We start from the raw sequence: 18,749 nt of genomic DNA on the forward strand, positions 1-18,749 counted from the left end.
GCCCAAACAGCGGGGGCGTTCGCGTCACAACCCTGTCGCGGGGTGGAGCAGCCCGGTAGCTCGTCAGGCTCATAACCTGAAGGTCACAGGTTCAAATCCTGTCCCCGCAACCACCGTCACCGACATTCGAGGCAAGGTCGAATGTCGGCTTCGATCAAGTTCTCTTCTCGAAACGCCCGTGAGCGCCGCTCCGGGCGTTTCGTCGTTTTCAGCCTGCTGTCGCGCCTCGACGCGGCCGGGATTGCGCCGAACTCACCGTGGAGCGTTGCGTTCATTTCGCCGCGTCGCGTTCCGGGAAGCAGGCTCACACGCCCAATCAGGCTGCGCAACGCGTCGGGGGGCGAGGCGGGGAGGCCGGTGGCGATCAAGGCGATGCAGACGAGCGTGATCGCGACGATCGTCCAGAACGCCGCCTGCCATCCCGCCGCCTCGGCGATCAGCGCCAGCGTCGGTACGCCCGCCACCGGCGAGAGCATCAGCCCCGCCAGCACTTAGGATGACGCCCGGCCGCGCCGATCAGGGGCGACCAGTTCGGCGCAGATCGTCAGGGCAACGCCGAAATAGCCGGCGCTGGCCACCCCCTGGATGATCCCGCCGAGGGCCATCGCCGTATAGCCCTGTGCGGTCGCCGCTATCAGGCTGCCGCCGAGGAACAGGGCCAGCAGCCATACCAGCCCGCGCTTGTGCGGAACCTTGCGGTGGAGCAGCAGCGCGGTGACCAACGGTCCGCCAACCGCCATGCCGACCGCATAAAGCGAAATCAGAAAACCGATCGCTCCGATCGAAACCTGGAATGCCCGCGCCAGCGTCGGCAGCATCCCAGCAACCATGAATTCCGAACTGATGATCGCGAAGGTCGTTACCGCCAGCAACCATGCAGCGGGTGGGATCGTGCGTGGTTCGGTCGGGTGGGTGGCGGTACTATCGACGTCGGACAAGCTTGTGGTCATCGCCTGCGTTTCGGAACCACCGAGTTCGGCATGATTTCCCGGGGCGATCGGCACATCCTGGCTGCCCGATTTCGGCGCGATATAGCTCATCGGCGACGCCGCGCTATACCGGCCAGCGGTGAAATCCACCCTCGATCGCCAGTGGTGGTCGATTGCGCAGCGCGACGCTTTCGATGAGCCGCACCGGCACTTGCTACGATAGTGTCGCGATGAAGGGTTTCTTCCGTCGCCTGAAGGTCGAACTCGTCCATCAGTGTCTATGGCGAACCGGGGGAAGATCAATCCGGGTCCATTCTATGCACCGACCCCGATACGCCGCCGCAAGCGGCAGCGAGTTCCCGCCGCAGGGCTTGCGATCTGCTCAACGCCGGGCGAGCAGCAGGCCCAGGATCATTGCGCCTAGGAACGGGAGCAGCCGCCATGGCGCGAGCGCCAGATCGACGAGCGCCGGACCGGGACAGATGCCGGCAAGGCCCCAGCCGATGCCGAAGATCGCCGCCCCCCCGATCAGTCGGAAATCCATCCGCGTGGCCGGTGCGCTTGCCGCGATGCCATAGCGACGTCCCGCCAGCGCGAACAGGGGCGCGGCGGTCGATACCGCCGCGGCCATCACGAAGGCGAGCCCGGGATCCCAGGCACCCGCCACATCGAGAAAGCCCAGAACACGCGCCGGGTCAGCCATGCCCGACAAAGCGAGGCCCAAGCCGAAAAGCAGCCCGAAGAGCGCCGCCGGCACCAATTTCATCGCATACCGCCATGCCGGATCAGCCAGACCGTCAGCGCGGCGGTCGCCATGAAGACCGGCACCGCCACCAGCGAGCGCGGCGACATCCGTGCCAGACCGCAGATACCGTGACCGCTGGTGCAGCCGTTCGCAAGGCCCGCGCCCGCCCCGACCAGCAGGCCGGCGAGCAACGCCCTGGATAGCGACAGCGCAGCGAATGACGCGCTCGCCGCATCGGGGGCGTACCAGGCCAGCATCTCGCCTGCCGCGACCAGCCCGGCGACGAACGCCAGCCGCCAGCCCCGCCCGGGTCCGACGAGCGCGTGTCGGGCGATGCCGCTGATCCCGGCTATCTCACCCGACGCCAGCATGAAGCCGCCCGCGGCAAGGCCGATCAACACACCACCCGCGATGGGATACAGAAGCGAATAAAGCATTGGCGTGCGATGCTCAGAACCGCTTGCCGAAGGACAGGCCCAGCGACGTTTCGGCAAGATCGATATCCGCCTCGCCACCGCCGAACGGGATCGGGATCGACCCGCTGCCCGCGACCCGGTTGCGCGGCGCGCGCATGACATAGCCGGTGACCTCGACTCCCGATCGCGACGTCCAGGTCGCACCAGCCGTGTAATGCGACTGCACGACCCCGGGCGCGAGGATGTTCAGCAAGGTCTGCGACGCCGGCACCGGATTGCCGGAGCGCCCATAGCCGGCCCGCACCGTCCAGTGCGAATCAATCGTATAGCCGATCCCCGCCTTGTAGACGGTGATGTCGCGCCAGCCGAACCCCGGACCATCGTCGCTGCCGAACAGATTGCCCGCAAACAGCCGCGACAGCGGGTTGCCGACTGCGGCGACGCCGGCATAATCGATCCGCTTCACGTCGCCCGACAACGTCAGCGCCCGGATGGGCCGTATCGACAGCCCGGCGCCGTAAGAAGCCGGAACGTCGAAGCGGCCATGCCCGGGAAACAGGCCGGCATAATCGTCGAAGCGGCGCGAGCGCAGCTTCGACTGATAGAAGGCGCCGAGCGTGACCCGGCTGCCAAAATGCCCCAGCCAGCCCAACCGGACTCCGGTCGCCACCGCCCAATTGGCGCCCTTGTCGGTAAACCGTGCAGGATCGAGCGACTGTGCGGCAAACGGCTGCAACCCCGTCGCGCTGAAGATCTGCACCGCCAGCAGCGGCGGCACCCCGATGCTCTGGCCGGGCAGTGCTTTCACCGCGAGCGTCGGCGCGACCAGCATCTGTTTCAGATCGACCCCCGCTGCCCCCTTCGCGCCGAAGCTGGCGAAGGGATTGCGCGCATAGGTCGTGTTCATGCCGCCGCCGCCATACAGAGCAATACCGATGGCGACCTTTTCCGACAGCTGACGGACATAGCCGACCTCGGGCAGCACGAACGGATTGGCACCGTTCCCGCTAAAATTTCCGTCCGCCCCCGCGCCGTTGCCGCGGATCGTCGCACCACGATCGGGAATGAACAGCTCGATCCCGCCATCCAGGCGATCACCCAGCTCGGTCGCAGCGGCAGGATTGGCGGCGATCGACAGTGCGTCTTGCGGCAGTGCGATCGCGACGCCCGCTTCGCCCTTTGCCTTGGTGCCTACGCCGCTCAGGAAGTAACCGTCGGTCGCCTGCGCCGCCCCGCCGTGGCCCAGCACGCCAAGCGCAATAGCGAACTTCGCGGCTATCGTACCGCCGCGCCTCGAAAACCTGGACATCACGATCGCCGTCATCCCTGTCGTCGTATACCTTATATGAATATGACAGGAACGCGCTGCGCTACACGCCAGCTTAATTTGCCGCGACCAAACGCGAACTTGTCGCGATCAGCCGGGCACCCCGGCATCGGCGCGGCGTACGGGTGCGACGCGTTCCGGCAGGACACGGCCGTTCGGGATCGCCGCACCGCCCCGTTCGCGCTCCGCCAGCGCCTGATGGATCACGCTGCCCGGCGCCACATCCTCGGTCAGCCAGACATTGCCACCGATCACCGACCCCGCGCCGATCGTTACCCGCCCAAGGATCGTCGCGCCGGCATAGATGATGACATCGTCACCGATCAGCGGATGGCGCGCGATTCCCTTGCTCAGCGCCCCATTTTCATCGCGCGGGAAGCTGCGCGCGCCCAGCGTGACCGCCTGATAGATGCGCACGCCCCGGCCGATCACCGCGGTTTCGCCGATGACCACGCCGGTGCCGTGATCGATGAAGAAGCGGTCGCTGATCGTCGCGCCCGGATGGATATCGATCGCCGTGTCGGAATGCGCGATGTCCGCGATGATCCGCGCGATCAGCGGCGCGCCGCCACGATGCAGTTCGTGCGCCAGCCGGTAGTAGATTGTCGCCGTCATACCGGGGTAACAGAGCAGGATCTCGTCAACGCTGCGCGCCGCCGGATCGCCGGCAAACGCCGCCTCGACATCGCTGTCGAGCAGCCGCCTGATCGCCGGCAGCCGTCGGGCAAAGCGGCCGACGATCGCACGCGCCGGCGCCGTGTCGTCCGCATCCGGCCCGGCCTCGTAGATCCACTCGCGACGAACCTGCGTGGTCAGGCGGCCCAGCGCGCGCTCCAGCATATCGTGGACATAGCCGTCTTCGTCGCGCGCGCCGTCGTCGTCCTGTCCCAGCCGCGACGGGAACAGTGCCGCCGACAGGTCGTCGACGATCGCCCGCACCGCCCGGCGCGACGGAAAGCCCGATTGCGGGTCACGCCGGTGGCGCGCGCGCCATTCTTCGCGGGCATCGCGCAATTCCCGTCCGATCGCATCGATCGACCAGGCCGCGTCGGGGCTTTGGTCATCCGGGCCGGCGCGCAACATCCCGCTCATTGTCCGCAACGACCGGCGCGCTCGCGTTGCGCTCTCCTTATGGCGAACCGGCCCCCGCGCGGCGAACGGCCAGCGCGGGCGCCCATGACGTGCGACCGCGCCGCACCGATCGCGGCGTTCACCGCCTCAAAGCGCCTTGAGCACGCGAACGAGCGCATCGACATCCTCGATCGTGTTGTAGACGCCGAACGAGGGGCGCACCGTCGCCTCCACGCCCATCCGCCGCAGGATCGGCTGCGCGCAATGATGCCCGGCGCGCACTGCGATCCCCTCCCGGCTCAGGGCGCGGCCGACATGGGGAACGTCATGCCCGTCGACCACGAACGAGATTACGCCGGCACGTTGGGCTGGCTCGCCGATGATCCTCACGCCCGGCTGGGCGCGCAACTGATGCTCGGCATAAGCGATCAACATATGCTCATGCGCGCAGATCGCCTCGCGGCCGAGTGCGAGGACATAGTCGAGCGCCGAGGCCAGGCCGGCCGCGTCGGCGATGTTGCCGGTCCCCGCCTCGAACCGCATCGGCGCGCCATGGTAGCGGATATGTTCGAAGGTGACGTCCTCGATCATATTGCCGCCGCCCTGCCACGGCGGCATCGCATCCAGCAGTTCCTTGCGCCCGTACAGCGCACCGATGCCGGTCGGACCATAGATTTTATGCCCCGAGAATACCAGAAAATCGGGGTTCAGCGCCTTCACGTCGACCGGCATGTGCGAGACGCTCTGCGCGCCGTCCAGCAGCACCAGCGCACCTGCGGCATGGGCCAGTTCGGTCATAATCTTCGCCGGCGTCACCGTACCCAGCGCATTCGACACCTGGGTGAAGGCGACGAGCTTGACGTCGCCGTCGAGCAGGCGGGCATAATCCTCGACGATGATGTCACCGCGGTCGTCGACCGGCGCGATGCGGATCGAAAAGCCCAGTTCCTCCGCCAATCGCACCCAGGGGACGATATTGGCATGATGTTCCAGTCGCGACAGGATGATCGCGTCCCCACGGCGCAGGTTCTGGCGACCCCAGGTCTGCGCGACGAGGTTGATCGCCTCGGTGGTGCCGCGCGTGAAGACGATCGTGTCGGGCGACGGCGCGCCCAGGAACCGGGCTACGGTGGCGCGGGCATCTTCATAGGCGTCGGTCGCCCGGGCCGCCAGTTCGTGCGCCGCACGATGGATGTTCGAATTCTCGTGCGCGTAGAACCAGGCGATCCGGTCGATGACCGCCTTCGGCTTCTGGGTGGTGGCGCCATTGTCGAGCCAGACGAGCGGCTTGCCGCCGACCCGTTCGCGAAGGATGGGAAAGTCTTCGCGAATGCGCTTTGCGTCGTAGAAGCCCCCCGCCGGTGCGGCGTCCGGCTTGGACGCTGCGACCGGCAGCGGTTCGAATGCCGGCTGCGCGACCGGTGCGGGCGCCGCCGGGTCCGCGCGGAGGAAATAGAATTCGTCGCCGCCCTGGATCGTCGCCGCGGAATATCCGTAGCCGCCCGTCAGCGACGGATTCGCAGCCAAGGCAAGCGGCACGTCCGCCGGATCCAGCCCGCCCGCCACGCCATGCTGATCGGCGAACGACAGGCTGCCATAATCCGGTGCTCCGACGCGGCCGAACCCGCCCAGCGCAGGCGGAGCAGACAGGAGCGGCGCGTCCATGGTCGGCGCGCGCGCATAGGTCGGCAATGCCTGATCCAGGTCACGAACGTCCGCGCCGCCGAGCGCGGCGGGCGGAACGGCGACGGGTTGTGGCCCGACGCCGTCGGGAGCGGCGTCGGGCCACCCTTCGCCACCGGGCGCGCCGACCGCCGCAGTCTGCCCGGGCAGCGCGGAGAACAGCGCGCTGGCGATCCGGGCGAGCACCCGCTCGTCCTCGCCCGCCGAAGGCACGGACATCGACGCGTCGGGCCGATCAGTTGTACTGATATTCATGGTAAAGTCCCACATCCACGTCGTCCAGCACGGCGACCGCGTCGTCGGTGAGGACGGCCAGCGAGCAATAGAGCGAGATCAGGTAGGACGAGATCGCCTTGCTGTTGATCCCCATGAAGCGCACCGAAAGGCCGATGCTTTGTTCGCCGGGCAGGTTCGGCTGATAGAGGCCGATCACGCCCTGCTTGGCCTGGCCGGTGCGGAGCAGCAGGATCTTGGTCTTGCCGCCTTCGATACGGATCTTGTCCGACGGGACGAGCGGGATACCGCGCCACGTCAGAAACGGCGATCCGAAGATGTTGACCGTGGGCGGCGGCACGCCACGACGGGTGCATTCACGCCCGAAGGCTGCGATGGCAAGCGGATGCGCCAGGAAGAAGGCCGGTTGCTTCCAAACGCGCGCCAGTATCTCGTCCAGATCGTCCGGCGTCGGGCGGCCGTTGCGCGTCTTCAGCCGGTTGGCTGAATTGGTGTTGGCGATCAGGCCGTATTCCGGATTGTTGATCAGCTCCGATTCCTGACGTTCCTTGATCGTTTCGATCGTCAGACGCAATTGTTCCGCGGTCTGGTGATAAGGAGCGCTGTAGAGATCAGCGACGCGCGTATGGACCTCGACCACCGAGTTGACCGCACTCAACAGGATCTCGCGCGGATTTTCATCATAATCCACGAACGTCTTGGGCAGTATCCGCTCATCCCGTGCCGAACACTCGACCTCGATCGCGCTTTCTTCCTTAACCTTGTTCAGGCGAAAGATGCCCGCCTCGACCGGCACCCATTCGAGGAAGTGAACCAGCCAGCGTGGGGAGATCGTGGAGAGCTGCGCGGTCGTTTTGGTCGCATTGGCCAATTGCCGCGCCGCCACGTCCCCGAGCGCGGTAGGTATAGAAACTTCCGCGGCCATCAAAGACTCCATTTTAAATATTCTATCATAAACAAGCAGTTACCATAGGGGAAACTGACTTGAACTGATATCTTGGCAGATACTACATGAGTCGGGCATCTGTCAATTGAAGTATGGAAGTGTTTATTGGATTGAGTAGTTGAACCTTTATCGATGTAATAGTTTCGCAATTACAGAATGTTGTCGAAGGGGCAATGCCATCGCTATCTTCAACGGTCCGGTTCGCCATCCGAGCCTTGCGACGTGATGGTTACTTTAACACGACAAAGGCGACGGGGGCGCTTTGAAGCGGCGATAGGTGCTTCCTTGGCTGGCACTGCTTTGGCAGAAGAATAGGTTTCGGGATTGCCAGAGGGGGAGATGCATGATTCGTAGGTAGCCGCCTGTATTGGAGGCTGGCGATGGATGGGGACTGGGGATGGGGACTGGCGGGACGATCTGGAGTGCTGGATTGAGCCGTACCTCGCTGCCTCGGGCAACAGGACGCGGCGATGGATGTGTCCGGCCTATATCTCTGGATTGATCGGCCCCGGGGATCGCAAGAGCATCCAGCCCATGGCGGCGCGGGCCGACGGCTTGAACTATGGCCGGCTGCACCATTTCATCGGCGCGGCTCTCTGGGATCGTGCGCCGCTGGAGGCGATCTCGTGGCGGCAGGCGGACGCATTGGTCTGTCGGCATCGTTCCGGCAGGGCCTGAGCGCGCGGGGGTTATGCTGGGCGGTCGGCATTCCACGGCATCAGAAGGCTCGACAAGCTGAAGAAGGCGCTGTCGGAGCGGATGCTGTCAGCAGAGCTCGACGATCATCGTAAGCGTCCGGTCTTCTCCGCCTTGCTGACGAGGTGATGCGCAAGCCACAGGTGCGGCACTGTGGCAGACACCGGTGCGGCATCATGGCAACGCGAATTATCGAGATGAATGGGCCTGAGCCGCGACGACGGTTCAGCGACGATGACAAGGCGCGGATTGTGTCGGAGGCGATGATGCCCGGGGGCAAGCGTGCTGGACGTGGCGCGGCGACACCGGGTGTGCACGTCGCTGGTGTACCGCTGGCGACGCACGCTGCTGCGCGACGGGGTCGCGAGCGAAGCATTGCCCTTGCCGGGCGCGGCGTTCGTGCCGGTCGAAGTGGCGAACGTACCTATGGCGCCGCAGCCGGAACCGCTTGGACCGGGTGTGGTGGAAGTGGTCGGCCCGGCCGGGCAGCGCATCCGCCTGGCCCCTCCCATCGACGCGCGGGTGCTGAAGGCCGTGCTGGCCGGTTTTGCTTGATCGGGCCGCCTAGCGGCGTCCGGGTGTATCTGGCGGCCGGGGTCACGGACATGCGTAAGGGGTTCGACGGGCTGGTCGCGCTGGTGCAGCAGCGGCTGCGCCAGGATCCGTTTGGTGGTGCGGTGTACGCCTTCCGGGGCAGGCGCGGTGATCTGGTCAAGCTGCTGTGGTGGACGGCTAGAGGCTGGTGCTCCATGCCAAGCGCCTGGAGCGGGGCCGGTTCCTCTGGCCGGCGACCGCGGACGGTGTCGCGGTACTGACCCCGGCGCAGTTGTCGATGCTGCTCGAAGGGGTGGACTGGCGGCATCCGATCCGGTCCTCGCAACCGGTACTGGCCTGGTAAAAAGCACGCTTTCCTGCGGCTTTCACGTGTATCGGCACGATTGTTCCGGTATAAGTGGGCTTGTCGCCGGGACTGTCAGGAATTTTGTGCGGGAGGCCGGTTATCGTCATCAGATGACGAAGCGCTCTTCGAAGATCACGGCGAACTGGCTTTTGGCCTCACCCCATTCGCGCGGTGGACGTTTCCATTCATCCGCCGCGTGATGGAGCACGAGATATAGCAGTTTCATCGCGGCATCGTCACCGGGGAAATGGCCGCGGGTGCGGACGGCACGGCGAACCTTCGAATTCAGGGCCTCGATGGCGTTCGTCGTGTAGATGATCCGGCGAACGCCCTCGGGAAATGCGAAGAACGGGATGACTTGGTCCCAGTCCGCCGCCGGCTCATGGCGATGGCCGGGTGTTTGTGGCCCCAGGGGCCTTCCTCGAACGCCTCCAGCGCCGCCATGCCGGCTTCCGGCGCTCGGCCCGCTAGACGCCGCGCAGCGCTTGGGCGATGAATTTGCGCTCCTTCCAGGACGCAAAGCTCATGCTGTTGCGGATCAGATGGACGATGCAGGTCTGGACGACGGTTTCGGGGAAGACGACGTTGATCGCCTCGGGGAACCCCTTCAGGCCGTCAACGACGGCGATCAGGATGTCGGCGACGCCGCGGTTCTTGAGCTCGTTCATGACGCGTAGCCAGAATTTGGCACCCTCGGTCTGTTCGATCCAGATGCCGAGCACCTCTTTCGTGCCGTCTGGTTTCGTGTCGTCTGGCTGAATGCCCAGCGCGATGTACACCGCCTTGTTCCGGACGAACCTTTTGTCCCGGATCTTCACCCGGATCGCGTCGAAGAACACCAGCGGATAGCAGGTGTCGAGCGGCTGGCCCTGCCATTCGGCAACCGCCTCCAGCACCGCATCGGTGACGCTGGAGATCAGGTCGGGCGAGACATCGATCCCGTACAGTTCCTTAAGTTGTCCCCGGATCTCGCGCACCGTCATGCGACGTGCGTACAGCGAGACGGCTTGCCGGGGCATGATCCCCCGGATCATGCCCTGTCCGGCGCGCTGTCGTCGAAGTCGGGGAAACGGCGTTGGTACTTGGCGATAAGCTTGGGGTCGAACGTCCCCGCCCGGTCGCGCGGCACGTCCAGCGTCACCTTCGACGTGCCCGTCAGCATCGTCTTCCTCGACGACCCGTTGCGCCGGTTGCTGCTGCCTGTGGCGCCTTCGTTTTTCAGATGATCGTCGAGCTCCGCTGACAGCATCCGCTCCGACAGCGCCTTTTTCAGCTCGTCGAGCAGACCGTCTTTGGCGAACAACTCCTGCGGATCACGACCTGCCAGAAGCTGGTCCAGTACGTCCTTGTCGATTGCCATTTCCGGTGACCAAGGCCGTCCGCCTGTTTCCCACCTCCGGTCATTCATTCAGGACCAAGGGAAGGGTGATGCCGGAAATACTCCTTCCTGTCTGCCAGCACAGGCCTGTCCGGAAAACGATCGGAAAACGGGAATCATCCTTTGACGGCGACAGGCTCGATCAGGTCCCAGCGATTGCCATAAAAGTCTCTGAAGACGGCCACGATGCCATAAGGTTATGATCGAGGTTCCTCGACGAAGCGGATACCCCGTTGCGTGTAGGCAAGGTGATCACGGCAAAATCATCTGTTTCAAAAATAGGGTCACGCGGCCACTGCTCTGATTGCCAAACACCTTGCACTGCCGGTCACCGACAGCCTGCACCGGTGGCAATGGAGCCGCCGCGGCGTGCGGCGCGACCACGGCCCATCTGAAATGGTAAAACGGGAATAACGAAGATGATGCTGGTCATTGTATGCACGAACCTGAACCGCATCGTTCGTTACTGAAGGCTCGTCCATGTCCCCGCTGTTTACCGGCCTATCGGCCTTTCCGCTCACGCCCGCCAATGCCGATGGCGTCGTCGATACGGACGCGCTGGGGATATTGGTCGATCGTCTCGCGAACGCTGGTGTCGACTCGATCGGCCTGCTCGGCAGCACGGGGAGTTACGCTTATCTCGATCGTGCCGAGCGCATCCGTGCGATTGCGGCCGGCATCGAAGCTGCGGGCGGACGTGTGCCTGTCATCGTTGGCGTCGGGGCGCTGCGGACAGGCTGGGCGGTCGAACTGGCCCGCAACGCGGAGCGCGCGGGCGCAAGCGGGCTGCTGCTCGCACCCATGTCCTATTTCCCTTTGAAGCAGGACGAGGCAGCGGCCCACTACCGCGCGGTCGCCGGAGCGACCGCGCTGCCGCTTTGCATCTACAACAATCCCGGCACGGCCGGCTTTACCTTCTCCGATGCACTGATTGCCGATCTGGCAGCGTGACGGGCATAGCCGCGATCAAGATGCCGCTGCCGGCGGATGCGGACTATGTCGCCGAACTGGCCAGACTGCGGGCGATGACGCCGGAGACGTTTGCGATCAGCTACAGCGGTGATTGGGGCGCGACCGCGTCGCTACTGGCCGGGGGCGCAGCCTGGTACAGCGTCGTTGCCGGTCTGCTGCCCGAACCGGCCCTCCGTCTGACGCGAGCAGCTCAGGCGGGACGCCGGGACGAAGCCGAAGCGATGGACGCGGCATTCGCTCCGCTGTGGGCGCTGTTCAAGGCACATGGGAGCATGCGTCTCATGTACGCGATCGCAGACCGACTCGCGCTGTCCGTCGGTGACCCACCGCTGCCGCTCATGAGGGCACCGGCTCCGGCCGTGGCCGCCGTCCATGCGGCGCTTGATCGCCTCGGCGTCTGAACCCTCGTCGCCGGTGCGGTCGCGCTCGCTTCATGGGCGGCGGTGCGGCCCCGCATCGGGACCGAAGACGGTTCCCGGCAGTTTCGCGATACAGTCCCCGCTCAGGCGCGCGCCAGAATCACGAAGGAACGCCAGAGTCATCTGGCCGCCGCACCGGTTGAACATCGCCCCATGCGACTGACCGGGTATCTGCACGAACCGCGCGTTCGGCATGGTGCGGAGCAGGCGACGCCCCCAGGCGGGAGGGGTGACGGGATCGAACTCTCCGGCGAGAACGAGAACCGAAACGTCGCTTTTCACCGGCTCGTTCGCCTTCGCGTCAGCGGGTGACACGCGCCATGCGGCACACATTTCGGGCGTGGCGGTACGATTATCCACGTCACCCAGGCCCAGCGACGGGGACGACTGCGAGGCCATCCGCGAAACCGTCTCGAACGGCATCTCCTCGCCGCACCAGATCGACAGGCGCAACCCCCAGTTGAAACTTGATGGAGTCTGTCGGGTCAGCGGCAGCAATCCGGCCAGCCGTCCTTCTGTCGCCTCGCTGACGATCCCCGGCAGCGCAGGGATGGTGGCGGGCTGCTGCAGACCCGCGCCGACGGCTTCGACGATATCGCGACCACGCAACATACGGTCCGGCGTCGCTACCCCGCTCCGATCGGCGTCGGCAACTAGCGTCGCGAAGCGAGCGCGAAGGTCAGGATATCGGGTGTCGCACGCCGGGTCGTTCGCGCACGCGGCCAGCAAGGCGTCGATCGCCCGTCGCAGCGAAGACGCGGCGGTTTCGTCGTAGTTGACGTCGATCGGCAGGACCGAATCCAGCACGACGCTCCGCAGCCCCTCGGGATGGCGTTGCAGCACCGTCTGCGCGAGGCGCGTGCCGTACGAAAAGCCGATCAAATTCCATTGCCGGATACCCAGCAGCCGGCGGAGAGCATCGAGGTCGTCGGCGGCTTCGGCCGAGGTATAGCCATCGAGGTCGACCCCGGATGCGACCAGTGCCGCCCGACACCGTGCGACCGCCTCGGTCTGCCTGGCAGGATCCGCGTTCTGCGCGCGGAGGACGTTGATATCGGGACACGCCAGCGACGGGCGAGCAAATGCGTTGCCCCGTCCTTCGAGTAGGATCAGGTCGCGTTCCATCAGGAACGGATTGCCTTTGCCCGTCGTGCGCCCGTCGATGCTGCTCAGGCCCGGCCCGCCGGGGAGATAGACGACCGGATCGGCCGCGGGGGTGGCGGAGGTGCTGCGAAAGATCATCACCGGCAGGCTGATCGTGCGAGTGCGCACCTTTCGCCGGTTCTCCGGCACATACAGGACGCCACATTCGATCCGCTCGCCGGGCATCACCTTCACGGCGCATTCGGCTTTCTCGAAGCTCGGCGCGGGACGCTTGGCATCGGACGCATGTGCCGCCGTCGCGATCATCATGAGAGCGACGATGATGGGTAGCTTGGCGAGGTTGCTTCGTATGACGATAGTTCCCTGATGCCGTCGTCACCACTGTATTACATCACCAATACACTATGGCAAGCGTCAGATGCCCTTTCAACCAGCGCGATCAGACCATGAGACGGGTTTGCCATCGTAGCGATCCTCAATACGTCGAACCGTGTTGTCATAGTAATACACATATGCGAGGATGACGGCAGGCTTTCTCCTTCGGGGTCATCGCATGAACACGCTGGTTCTGGCGGCTTTCCTCCTGTTCGCGACGCCTGCTTGTGCCCAGGTCCCGGGCGAAGGGTTGGCGGCGTTCCTCAAGGCGAAGATGCGGAAGGAGCACATACCGGCGCTTCAGGTCGCCGTCGTACAGCATGGGACGATCGTGGCATCGGCAGCCTATGGCATCGCCGATGTTGAGCATGACGTGCCCGCTACCACGTCCAGCATCTTCTCGATCAATTCCTGCACCAAGGCGTTCACGGGCGTCGCGATCATGCAGCTCTCCGAGGCAGGCAAGCTGCGGGTCGACGATCCGGTTTCCAAATATCTCGATGACCTGCCGCCGGCGTGGCGGGCGATCACGATCCGGCAAGTCCTTTCGCACGTGTCGGGGTTGCCGAACATCATCGATGACAAGGAACATCTGATCGGTGACGGCACGGAGGCGTCGGCATGGGCGGCGGTGAAGACGCTGCCGCTCGAGTTCAAGGCGGGGGCACGATACAGCTATAACCAGACCGGCTACGTCATGCTGGGCCGGATCATCGACAAGCTGAGTGGCATGCCGTTTGCGGCGTTCATCGCGAAACAGCAGTTCGCGCCTGCCGGGATGGTGCATACCCGGTTTGGCGATTCCTCCGACGTCGTGCCCCAGACGGCGCGCAGCTATTCCTATCTCGCCAACACCGATGGCGTCTGGCGGAAAGGCGACCGGCTGTTGGCGACCTACGCGACCTTTCCGGGCTATTTCAGGACAGGGGCAGGCATCCTCTCCACGGCCGACGATGTGGCGAAATGGCTGATCGCGCTCCAGTCCGGCAAGCTCCTGAAGGACAAGGCCAGCGTCACCGCCTTATGGACGCCGATCGTGCTGAACGACGGCACCACGGCGGGGACCAACGCGCTGCTCAACGGATCGGGGCTGGGCTGGCCGGTGACGATGCGGACCGACCATCCTGCGGCCGGCCCGATCGGCGGGATGCGATCGGCTTTCTTCGTCTATCCGAAAGATGACCTGTCCGTCGTCGTGCTGACCAACCTTCAGGGCGCCAACCCCGAATATTTCATCGATGAGGTTGCCGCCTATTATATTCCCGGGATGCACGAGGCCGACGGCTTCGGCCTGCCGCGGGCCGTGAAGGCATTTCGTGCCGAACTGCTTCGCCGTGGTTTCCAGCAGGCACCGCGCATATTGCGTTCGATGCAGGCAAAGCCGAGCGAGGCCGAACTGAACGCCTGGGGCTACAAGCTGCGCGAGCAGGAGCAGCCGGATCAGGCTCTTGCCATCTTCAGGCTAAACGCGGCCAATAACCCCGGAAGCTGGAACGCGCATGACAGCCTGGCCGAAGCGCTGGAGGCGACGGGCGACCGCGCCGGTGCGATCGAGCATTTCAAACGATCGCTGATCCTTAACCCCGGCAACGGCAATGCGACCGAGCACCTGGAGAAGCTGGAAGCGCCGCGAACACGGCCAAATTAGTTCGGATCAGGACGACGAGCGGCGCTGCGGGGGTGGCGCGTTGATACCGCAGCTCCCTAAAAAGGACTGGTGATCGAGGGGTCGGACGCCGTTCCGCCGGAAGCGAGTTTCGGGAAAGCTGGCGGCAATCGCCGACGCGGATTATCGATTATCGTGCTGTCGCCGTTCCGCTCGCCGTCGGACGAATAAATCGTTGTGGGAGTCGCCGTCGTTGACCGTTCGCCAGGCCACCATTGCCGATCTGGACACACTGGTGCCGTTGTTCGACGCCTATCGCCAATTTTATGAGCAGCCGTCCGACCTGATCGGCGTGCGATCGTTCCTGTTCGACCGCTTCGAACATCAGCAGTCCATCATCCTGCTGGCTTGTGAAGGAGGCCGGGCGGTTGGTTTCGTACAACTATTTCCTTCTTTCTCGTCAGCAAGGCTCGCCCGCACGTTCATCCTCAATGACCTGTTCGTCTCCCCTGACGCGCGCGGTATGGGGGCGGCACGCATATTGCTGGACGGGGCATGTGAATATGGCCGGAACGTTGGCGCAGCGCGGCTTTCGCTCTCTACCGCCGTCACCAACACGATCGCCCAGTCGCTTTATGAAAAGGCCGGGTGGACACGCGACGACAAATTCTGCGCTTATGGCATCCCGTTGACCTGACACGAAAACGCTTCCCGATTGGGAACGGTTCGCAAGACGGCCGGGGCATTCCCATTGGGTCAAACGTCGGGAAGGACCCGATTGCGGACGTTTGGATCGCGCTCCCTACTTCCCAAACTCGGACATTCGTTCATTGTGGTCTTGCGCGGCCGCTAAGAGCCCAATGCCGTTATTCGGCGCAGACCGCCTGACACCTGAGGTTGGATGCGTCGTGCGATGACGCCAGTGCGATCAGATGGCATGCTCCAGATCACTTGCGTTTGACACAATCATGTGACGCATTGGTCACCAAGCAGAAGGCTAAGTCGTTGTTTTTGCAGGCCGTGGCGGGATCAGAAAAAATCCTCGTCGCGCCCGCCATCCCCATCTGGCGTCGATCGCGCGATCGGTGGTTAGGGCCGACATCCGCTCGGAGCGTACGCTGAATTTGGGACCCGAGCCGCCAGCCTTCTTCTGCTGTTCAGGCCGAACCGGATCGCCGCGCAGGCTCTTCGCTACATCAAGAATGGACAGTTTCAGCGCTACCGGTCGTTCTCAGCAGCGATGGTGATCGGCAGTCTTATACTACTTCATGTCGGTTCGGACCGGCCTCCGCGGCTCATTGAGTGCTTGAGCAAACTACATGAACGAACGGGCGCAGTTGGGAAGCGCATGTAGGGCGCTGGATGGCGGGAAGTGGGTCCCGTCCGCCTCAAAGCCGCCGAGCGGCTGCCGCCCATGCCAGTCTCGTGATCCTCGTAAGAGCCGCCCGGAGGCGGCCCTTGGGCAGCAAGCAGGGTCAGGATCGTCGTTCGCCTACATCGATCCGATTGCCATCCGGGTCGGCGAAAACGAAGGCACGTTGTCCGTAAGCCTTGTCGGCAAGACCCTTTATGATCCGCACACCCTCAACCTCACAGATGGCATAGAGCGCCGCCACGTCGCTGACGAACATGTGCATGACATTGACGGTTGAGGCTTTGTGGTCTGGCTTTTGGCTCAAATGGATTTCGGCGCGATCCTTTTCCATTACCATGAAGCCGACCGGATCGCCGTTTTCAAACACCTTCCGGAAGCCCAGCACACGCGCATAAAAATCCTGCGCGGCCTGAATGTCGCGGACACAGATGCCAGGCGCAACACGGCCGAAGCTGATCTCGGCCACAGCGGAGTCCGCCATCGTCTCTTCCTTGTCGGGCAGGGGCGGCGGTGCGCGTGCCGGTTATGGAGCGGTGTCCGAGCCGTTTTGCTGCTTTGTCTGCCGGAACATGTCAACAGAGAGATTGGCCGCGCCGCGATGCCACTAGGTCGCACCATTCAACTGCCGAATTTGCATGCCCGAAACCAGGCATTTGCCGACATGAACGAATGGCGGGAGTTGGGAAGGCAAATAACCGTGTGAATAGCCGCATCTGGGTCCGGGTCGACGCCGAGGGTCGGTCGCGCTAGCCTCAGCCTCATGCTCTCAACCGTCTGTCGATCTGCTAACCTTACCCTCAACGATGATGGAGCCCAGCTGTTCGCGCAAGCTCTGGACGAAGCGGCGTGCGATCGCCTCGAGACTGCTTTGGCCGCGCTGCCGACGAGCAGGCCGGGTGTGCGGATAGGGGAGGGGCGGCAACTGCAGCCCTTCCTCGATGACGCCGGACCGGTCGGCGCGATCGCGACGTCGGTGCTCGGGGAACAGGCTCGCCCTGTACGTGCGATCCTGTTCGACAAAACCGCGGAGCGGAATTGGGCGCTCGGCTGGCACCAGGATCGCACGATCGTGGTTGAGAAGCGTATCGACACGGACGGGTACGGGCCGTGGACGGTTAAGTCCGGGCTGATCCAGGTGGAGCCGCCGTTTGAGATCATCGAGCGCATGGTGACGCTGCGCATACACTTGGATGCGGTTGACGAGCGCAACGCCCCCTTACGCATCGTGCCCGGCTCGCACCGGCTGGGCCGCCTGCCCGAAGCCGAGATCGGGCGTGTTGTGACTACCTTCGGCGAGCGTCTCTGCCTTGCCGAACGGGGTGATGTTTGGCTCTACGCCACATCGATCGTTCACGGCTCGCTTGCAGCCGATCCGCCGCGACGGCGCCGCGTCCTCCAGATCGACTTCTCGGCTGACGCGGCCCCAGGTCCGCTCGCCTGGCGCGGCATGTAGGCGCCAGGGTTGAGGCATCCCCGCACTCGCACGGTGCTGTTCGTGTGCAGCCAGAACAGGCTGCGCAGCCCCACCGCCGAGCAGGTGTTCTCGCGCCGGGAGGACTTGGAGGTGGACTCTGCCGGCACTAATCACGACGCCGACAACCCGCTCACGGCCGAGATGGTCGCGTCGGCCGACGTGATCTTCGTCATGGAGAAGGCGCACCGCAGCAAGCTGCAGCGGCGCTTTCGGGCGGCACTGGGGGGCAAGCGCGTGGTCTGTCTTGATATACCTGACGAATACGACTTCATGCAGCCTGAACTCGTCCGGCTATTGAAAGCCAAGGTGAGCCGCCACCTGCCTGCGGCGCCAGCGACGCAAGAGCCGAAGGCTTGATCGACCGGTTCGACATGCCGAGCGAGTTGCTGCGTCATTCAGCTTAACGAATGGCCGAAATTGGGAAATGAGCCAGGGAGACTGAACGGCCGGAAATGGGTCACCCAGACATATCTGGCTCGTCGTCGAGCCTAGACGTAGCGGCCAGACAAAGTGGCCAAGCGGCGTTGATCACGGTATCTACGGAGTGAATATAGTTGTTAGCTCCCCAGTCCAACGCGATATGGAGAAGACCGCCCTCAATCCCACGCCGTAATAAGGGGTCCCCACGCCAATGGCCGTTCTGATCTGAGGCCAGCGCAGCGAACAGCGGGGACGACAGATCATGCATGGACTGGCGGATCGCATCGTCGATTTCGGGCGACACCCCGACAATCTCGATCAGAAACACCCGCGCGGCCGCCGGATGCGCGCGCAGGGCGGCATAATAGGCGCCTAGCATCCGCCGGACGCGATGCTCGGCAGATTTGCCCGGTTCGTCGGCTTCAACTATTTGGGTGAGGAGCGCCTGGATCACCTCGCTGAAAGCCGCCAGCAGCAGTTCCTCGCCATTCGCGAAGCTTTCGTAGAAATAACGCTCGGTCAGGCCGGCCTCGCGGCAGATCGCCCGGACACCGGTGCCGTGGAACCCTTGCGTTCCGTAGAGGCGCACGCCTGCCGCGATCAGCATTTCGCGTCGTTCGGCCCGGCGCGCATCAAGCGATCTGCCGGTCCAGCGTTTTACAGTCGTTGTCGTCATGC

Annotated in this window: 18 protein-coding genes, 1 tRNA gene and 3 pseudogenes; 10 read left to right on the plus strand and 12 right to left on the minus strand. The window is 64.2% G+C overall.

Going from position 1 to position 18,749, the window contains the following annotated elements; all coding sequences use genetic code 11:
- The first annotated feature begins 36 nt into the window (after window positions 1-36).
- Window positions 37-113 (plus strand) — tRNA-Met (locus tag FFS23_RS12135).
- A gap of 3 nt (window positions 114-116) precedes the next feature.
- Here the strand turns inward: FFS23_RS12135 and FFS23_RS12140 are convergent.
- From FFS23_RS12140 to FFS23_RS12175, 8 genes are all read right to left on the minus strand, one after another.
- Window positions 117-491, minus strand: a complete 375-nt coding sequence (locus FFS23_RS12140) for an MFS transporter (RefSeq protein WP_137898797.1) — start codon at window positions 489-491, stop codon at window positions 117-119.
- Entirely contained in the window at window positions 492-1,040 is a 549-nt protein-coding gene (locus FFS23_RS12145) for an MFS transporter (RefSeq protein ID WP_137898798.1), read from the minus strand.
- A gap of 271 nt (window positions 1,041-1,311) precedes the next feature.
- On the minus strand, window positions 1,312-1,695 hold the full coding sequence (locus FFS23_RS12150; RefSeq protein WP_137898799.1) for a DUF6691 family protein: 384 nt from the start codon (window positions 1,693-1,695) through the stop codon (window positions 1,312-1,314).
- A complete protein-coding gene (locus tag FFS23_RS12155; protein ID WP_137898800.1) occupies window positions 1,692-2,111 on the minus strand; it encodes a YeeE/YedE family protein in 420 nt (139 codons plus the stop codon). The genes FFS23_RS12150 and FFS23_RS12155 overlap by 4 nt, the downstream gene beginning before the upstream one ends.
- A gap of 13 nt (window positions 2,112-2,124) precedes the next feature.
- The gene (locus tag FFS23_RS12160; protein ID WP_249340651.1) at window positions 2,125-3,339 is read right to left on the minus strand and encodes an OmpP1/FadL family transporter; all 1,215 of its coding nucleotides are present in this window, start codon (window positions 3,337-3,339) and stop codon (window positions 2,125-2,127) included.
- Window positions 3,340-3,507: 168 nt separating this feature from the next.
- Entirely contained in the window at window positions 3,508-4,509 is a 1,002-nt protein-coding gene (gene epsC, locus FFS23_RS12165; protein ID WP_249340652.1) for a serine O-acetyltransferase EpsC, read from the minus strand.
- A gap of 126 nt (window positions 4,510-4,635) precedes the next feature.
- Window positions 4,636-6,390 carry a cysteine desulfurase gene (locus tag FFS23_RS12170; RefSeq protein WP_249340653.1) on the minus strand — a complete coding sequence of 585 codons (1,755 nt, stop codon included), beginning with the start codon at window positions 6,388-6,390 and terminating at the stop codon, window positions 4,636-4,638.
- A gap of 16 nt (window positions 6,391-6,406) precedes the next feature.
- Window positions 6,407-7,330, minus strand: a complete 924-nt coding sequence (locus tag FFS23_RS12175; RefSeq protein ID WP_137898803.1) for a family 2A encapsulin nanocompartment shell protein — start codon at window positions 7,328-7,330, stop codon at window positions 6,407-6,409.
- Window positions 7,331-7,735: 405 nt separating this feature from the next.
- Here FFS23_RS12175 and FFS23_RS20600 point away from each other — a divergent pair.
- The 3 genes and pseudogenes from FFS23_RS20600 to tnpB all read left to right on the plus strand — a co-directional run.
- Window positions 7,736-8,002 (plus strand): annotated as a pseudogene (locus FFS23_RS20600) (transposase); the annotation flags it as partial.
- 327 nt (window positions 8,003-8,329) lie between these two features.
- A complete protein-coding gene (locus tag FFS23_RS12185) occupies window positions 8,330-8,602 on the plus strand; it encodes a hypothetical protein (RefSeq protein ID WP_137898804.1) in 273 nt (90 codons plus the stop codon).
- Window positions 8,603-8,652: 50 nt separating this feature from the next.
- Window positions 8,653-8,945 (plus strand): annotated as a pseudogene (gene tnpB, locus FFS23_RS12190) (IS66 family insertion sequence element accessory protein TnpB).
- A gap of 109 nt (window positions 8,946-9,054) precedes the next feature.
- Here tnpB and FFS23_RS20605 read toward each other — a convergent pair.
- Window positions 9,055-10,308 (minus strand): annotated as a pseudogene (locus FFS23_RS20605) (IS256 family transposase).
- A 498-nt stretch (window positions 10,309-10,806) separates the two neighbouring features.
- Between FFS23_RS20605 and FFS23_RS20280 the strand changes: the two are divergent.
- Both FFS23_RS20280 and FFS23_RS20285 read left to right on the plus strand, forming a co-directional pair.
- A complete protein-coding gene (locus FFS23_RS20280) occupies window positions 10,807-11,277 on the plus strand; it encodes a dihydrodipicolinate synthase family protein (RefSeq protein ID WP_212742954.1) in 471 nt (156 codons plus the stop codon).
- Complete coding sequence (locus tag FFS23_RS20285; RefSeq protein WP_212742955.1) at window positions 11,274-11,699, plus strand: dihydrodipicolinate synthase family protein; 426 nt, start codon at window positions 11,274-11,276, stop codon at window positions 11,697-11,699. The genes FFS23_RS20280 and FFS23_RS20285 overlap by 4 nt, the downstream gene beginning before the upstream one ends.
- A gap of 30 nt (window positions 11,700-11,729) precedes the next feature.
- Here the strand turns inward: FFS23_RS20285 and FFS23_RS12210 are convergent, their stop codons facing one another.
- Complete coding sequence (locus tag FFS23_RS12210) at window positions 11,730-13,130, minus strand: alpha/beta hydrolase (protein WP_137898805.1); 1,401 nt, start codon at window positions 13,128-13,130, stop codon at window positions 11,730-11,732.
- Between the two features lie 244 nt (window positions 13,131-13,374).
- Between FFS23_RS12210 and FFS23_RS12215 the strand changes: the two genes are divergently transcribed.
- Together FFS23_RS12215 and FFS23_RS12220 are read left to right on the plus strand one after the other, a co-directional pair.
- The gene (locus FFS23_RS12215) at window positions 13,375-14,844 is read left to right on the plus strand and encodes a serine hydrolase (protein ID WP_171009466.1); all 1,470 of its coding nucleotides are present in this window, start codon (window positions 13,375-13,377) and stop codon (window positions 14,842-14,844) included.
- Window positions 14,845-15,055: 211 nt separating this feature from the next.
- Window positions 15,056-15,499 carry a GNAT family N-acetyltransferase gene (locus FFS23_RS12220; protein ID WP_212742956.1) on the plus strand — a complete coding sequence of 148 codons (444 nt, stop codon included), beginning with the start codon at window positions 15,056-15,058 and terminating at the stop codon, window positions 15,497-15,499.
- A 778-nt stretch (window positions 15,500-16,277) separates the two neighbouring features.
- Here FFS23_RS12220 and FFS23_RS12225 read toward each other — a convergent pair.
- Window positions 16,278-16,658 (minus strand): glyoxalase superfamily protein, encoded by a 381-nt coding sequence (locus tag FFS23_RS12225; RefSeq protein WP_038658204.1) that lies wholly within the window; start codon window positions 16,656-16,658, stop codon window positions 16,278-16,280.
- A 279-nt stretch (window positions 16,659-16,937) separates the two neighbouring features.
- Between FFS23_RS12225 and FFS23_RS12230 the strand changes: the two genes are divergently transcribed.
- Both FFS23_RS12230 and FFS23_RS12235 read left to right on the plus strand, forming a co-directional pair.
- Window positions 16,938-17,630: a phytanoyl-CoA dioxygenase family protein gene (locus tag FFS23_RS12230; RefSeq protein WP_137898808.1), complete on the plus strand. Its 693-nt coding sequence runs from the start codon at window positions 16,938-16,940 to the stop codon at window positions 17,628-17,630.
- A 9-nt stretch (window positions 17,631-17,639) separates the two neighbouring features.
- On the plus strand, window positions 17,640-18,008 hold the full coding sequence (locus FFS23_RS12235; RefSeq protein ID WP_212742957.1) for a low molecular weight protein tyrosine phosphatase family protein: 369 nt from the start codon (window positions 17,640-17,642) through the stop codon (window positions 18,006-18,008).
- A 100-nt stretch (window positions 18,009-18,108) separates the two neighbouring features.
- On the opposite strand, the gene FFS23_RS12240 is transcribed toward FFS23_RS12235, so the two are convergent.
- Window positions 18,109-18,747 carry a TetR/AcrR family transcriptional regulator gene (locus FFS23_RS12240; RefSeq protein WP_171009467.1) on the minus strand — a complete coding sequence of 213 codons (639 nt, stop codon included), beginning with the start codon at window positions 18,745-18,747 and terminating at the stop codon, window positions 18,109-18,111.
- Window positions 18,748-18,749: the final 2 nt, after the last annotated feature.

Origin of the sequence: Sphingomonas sp. 2SG (genome assembly GCF_005503285.1) — a bacterium.
Lineage (GTDB): Bacteria > Pseudomonadota > Alphaproteobacteria > Sphingomonadales > Sphingomonadaceae > Sphingomonas > Sphingomonas taxi.

Coding starts and splice junctions, on each gene's coding strand:
- FFS23_RS12150 (WP_137898799.1), bottom strand. CDS start 1,695: ATGAAATTGGTGCCGGCGGCGCTCTTCGGGCTGCTTTTCGGCTTGGGC.
- FFS23_RS20280 (WP_212742954.1), top strand. CDS start 10,807: ATGTCCCCGCTGTTTACCGGCCTATCGGCCTTTCCGCTCACGCCCGCC.
- epsC (WP_249340652.1), bottom strand. CDS start 4,509: ATGAGCGGGATGTTGCGCGCCGGCCCGGATGACCAAAGCCCCGACGCG.
- FFS23_RS12210 (WP_137898805.1), bottom strand. CDS start 13,130: ATGATGATCGCGACGGCGGCACATGCGTCCGATGCCAAGCGTCCCGCG.
- FFS23_RS12170 (WP_249340653.1), bottom strand. CDS start 6,390: ATGTCCGTGCCTTCGGCGGGCGAGGACGAGCGGGTGCTCGCCCGGATC.
- FFS23_RS12145 (WP_137898798.1), bottom strand. CDS start 1,040: ATGAGCTATATCGCGCCGAAATCGGGCAGCCAGGATGTGCCGATCGCC.
- FFS23_RS12215 (WP_171009466.1), top strand. CDS start 13,375: ATGAACACGCTGGTTCTGGCGGCTTTCCTCCTGTTCGCGACGCCTGCT.
- FFS23_RS12240 (WP_171009467.1), bottom strand. CDS start 18,747: ATGACGACAACGACTGTAAAACGCTGGACCGGCAGATCGCTTGATGCG.
- FFS23_RS12230 (WP_137898808.1), top strand. CDS start 16,938: ATGCTCTCAACCGTCTGTCGATCTGCTAACCTTACCCTCAACGATGAT.
- FFS23_RS12155 (WP_137898800.1), bottom strand. CDS start 2,111: ATGCTTTATTCGCTTCTGTATCCCATCGCGGGTGGTGTGTTGATCGGC.
- FFS23_RS12225 (WP_038658204.1), bottom strand. CDS start 16,658: ATGGCGGACTCCGCTGTGGCCGAGATCAGCTTCGGCCGTGTTGCGCCT.
- FFS23_RS12175 (WP_137898803.1), bottom strand. CDS start 7,330: ATGGCCGCGGAAGTTTCTATACCTACCGCGCTCGGGGACGTGGCGGCG.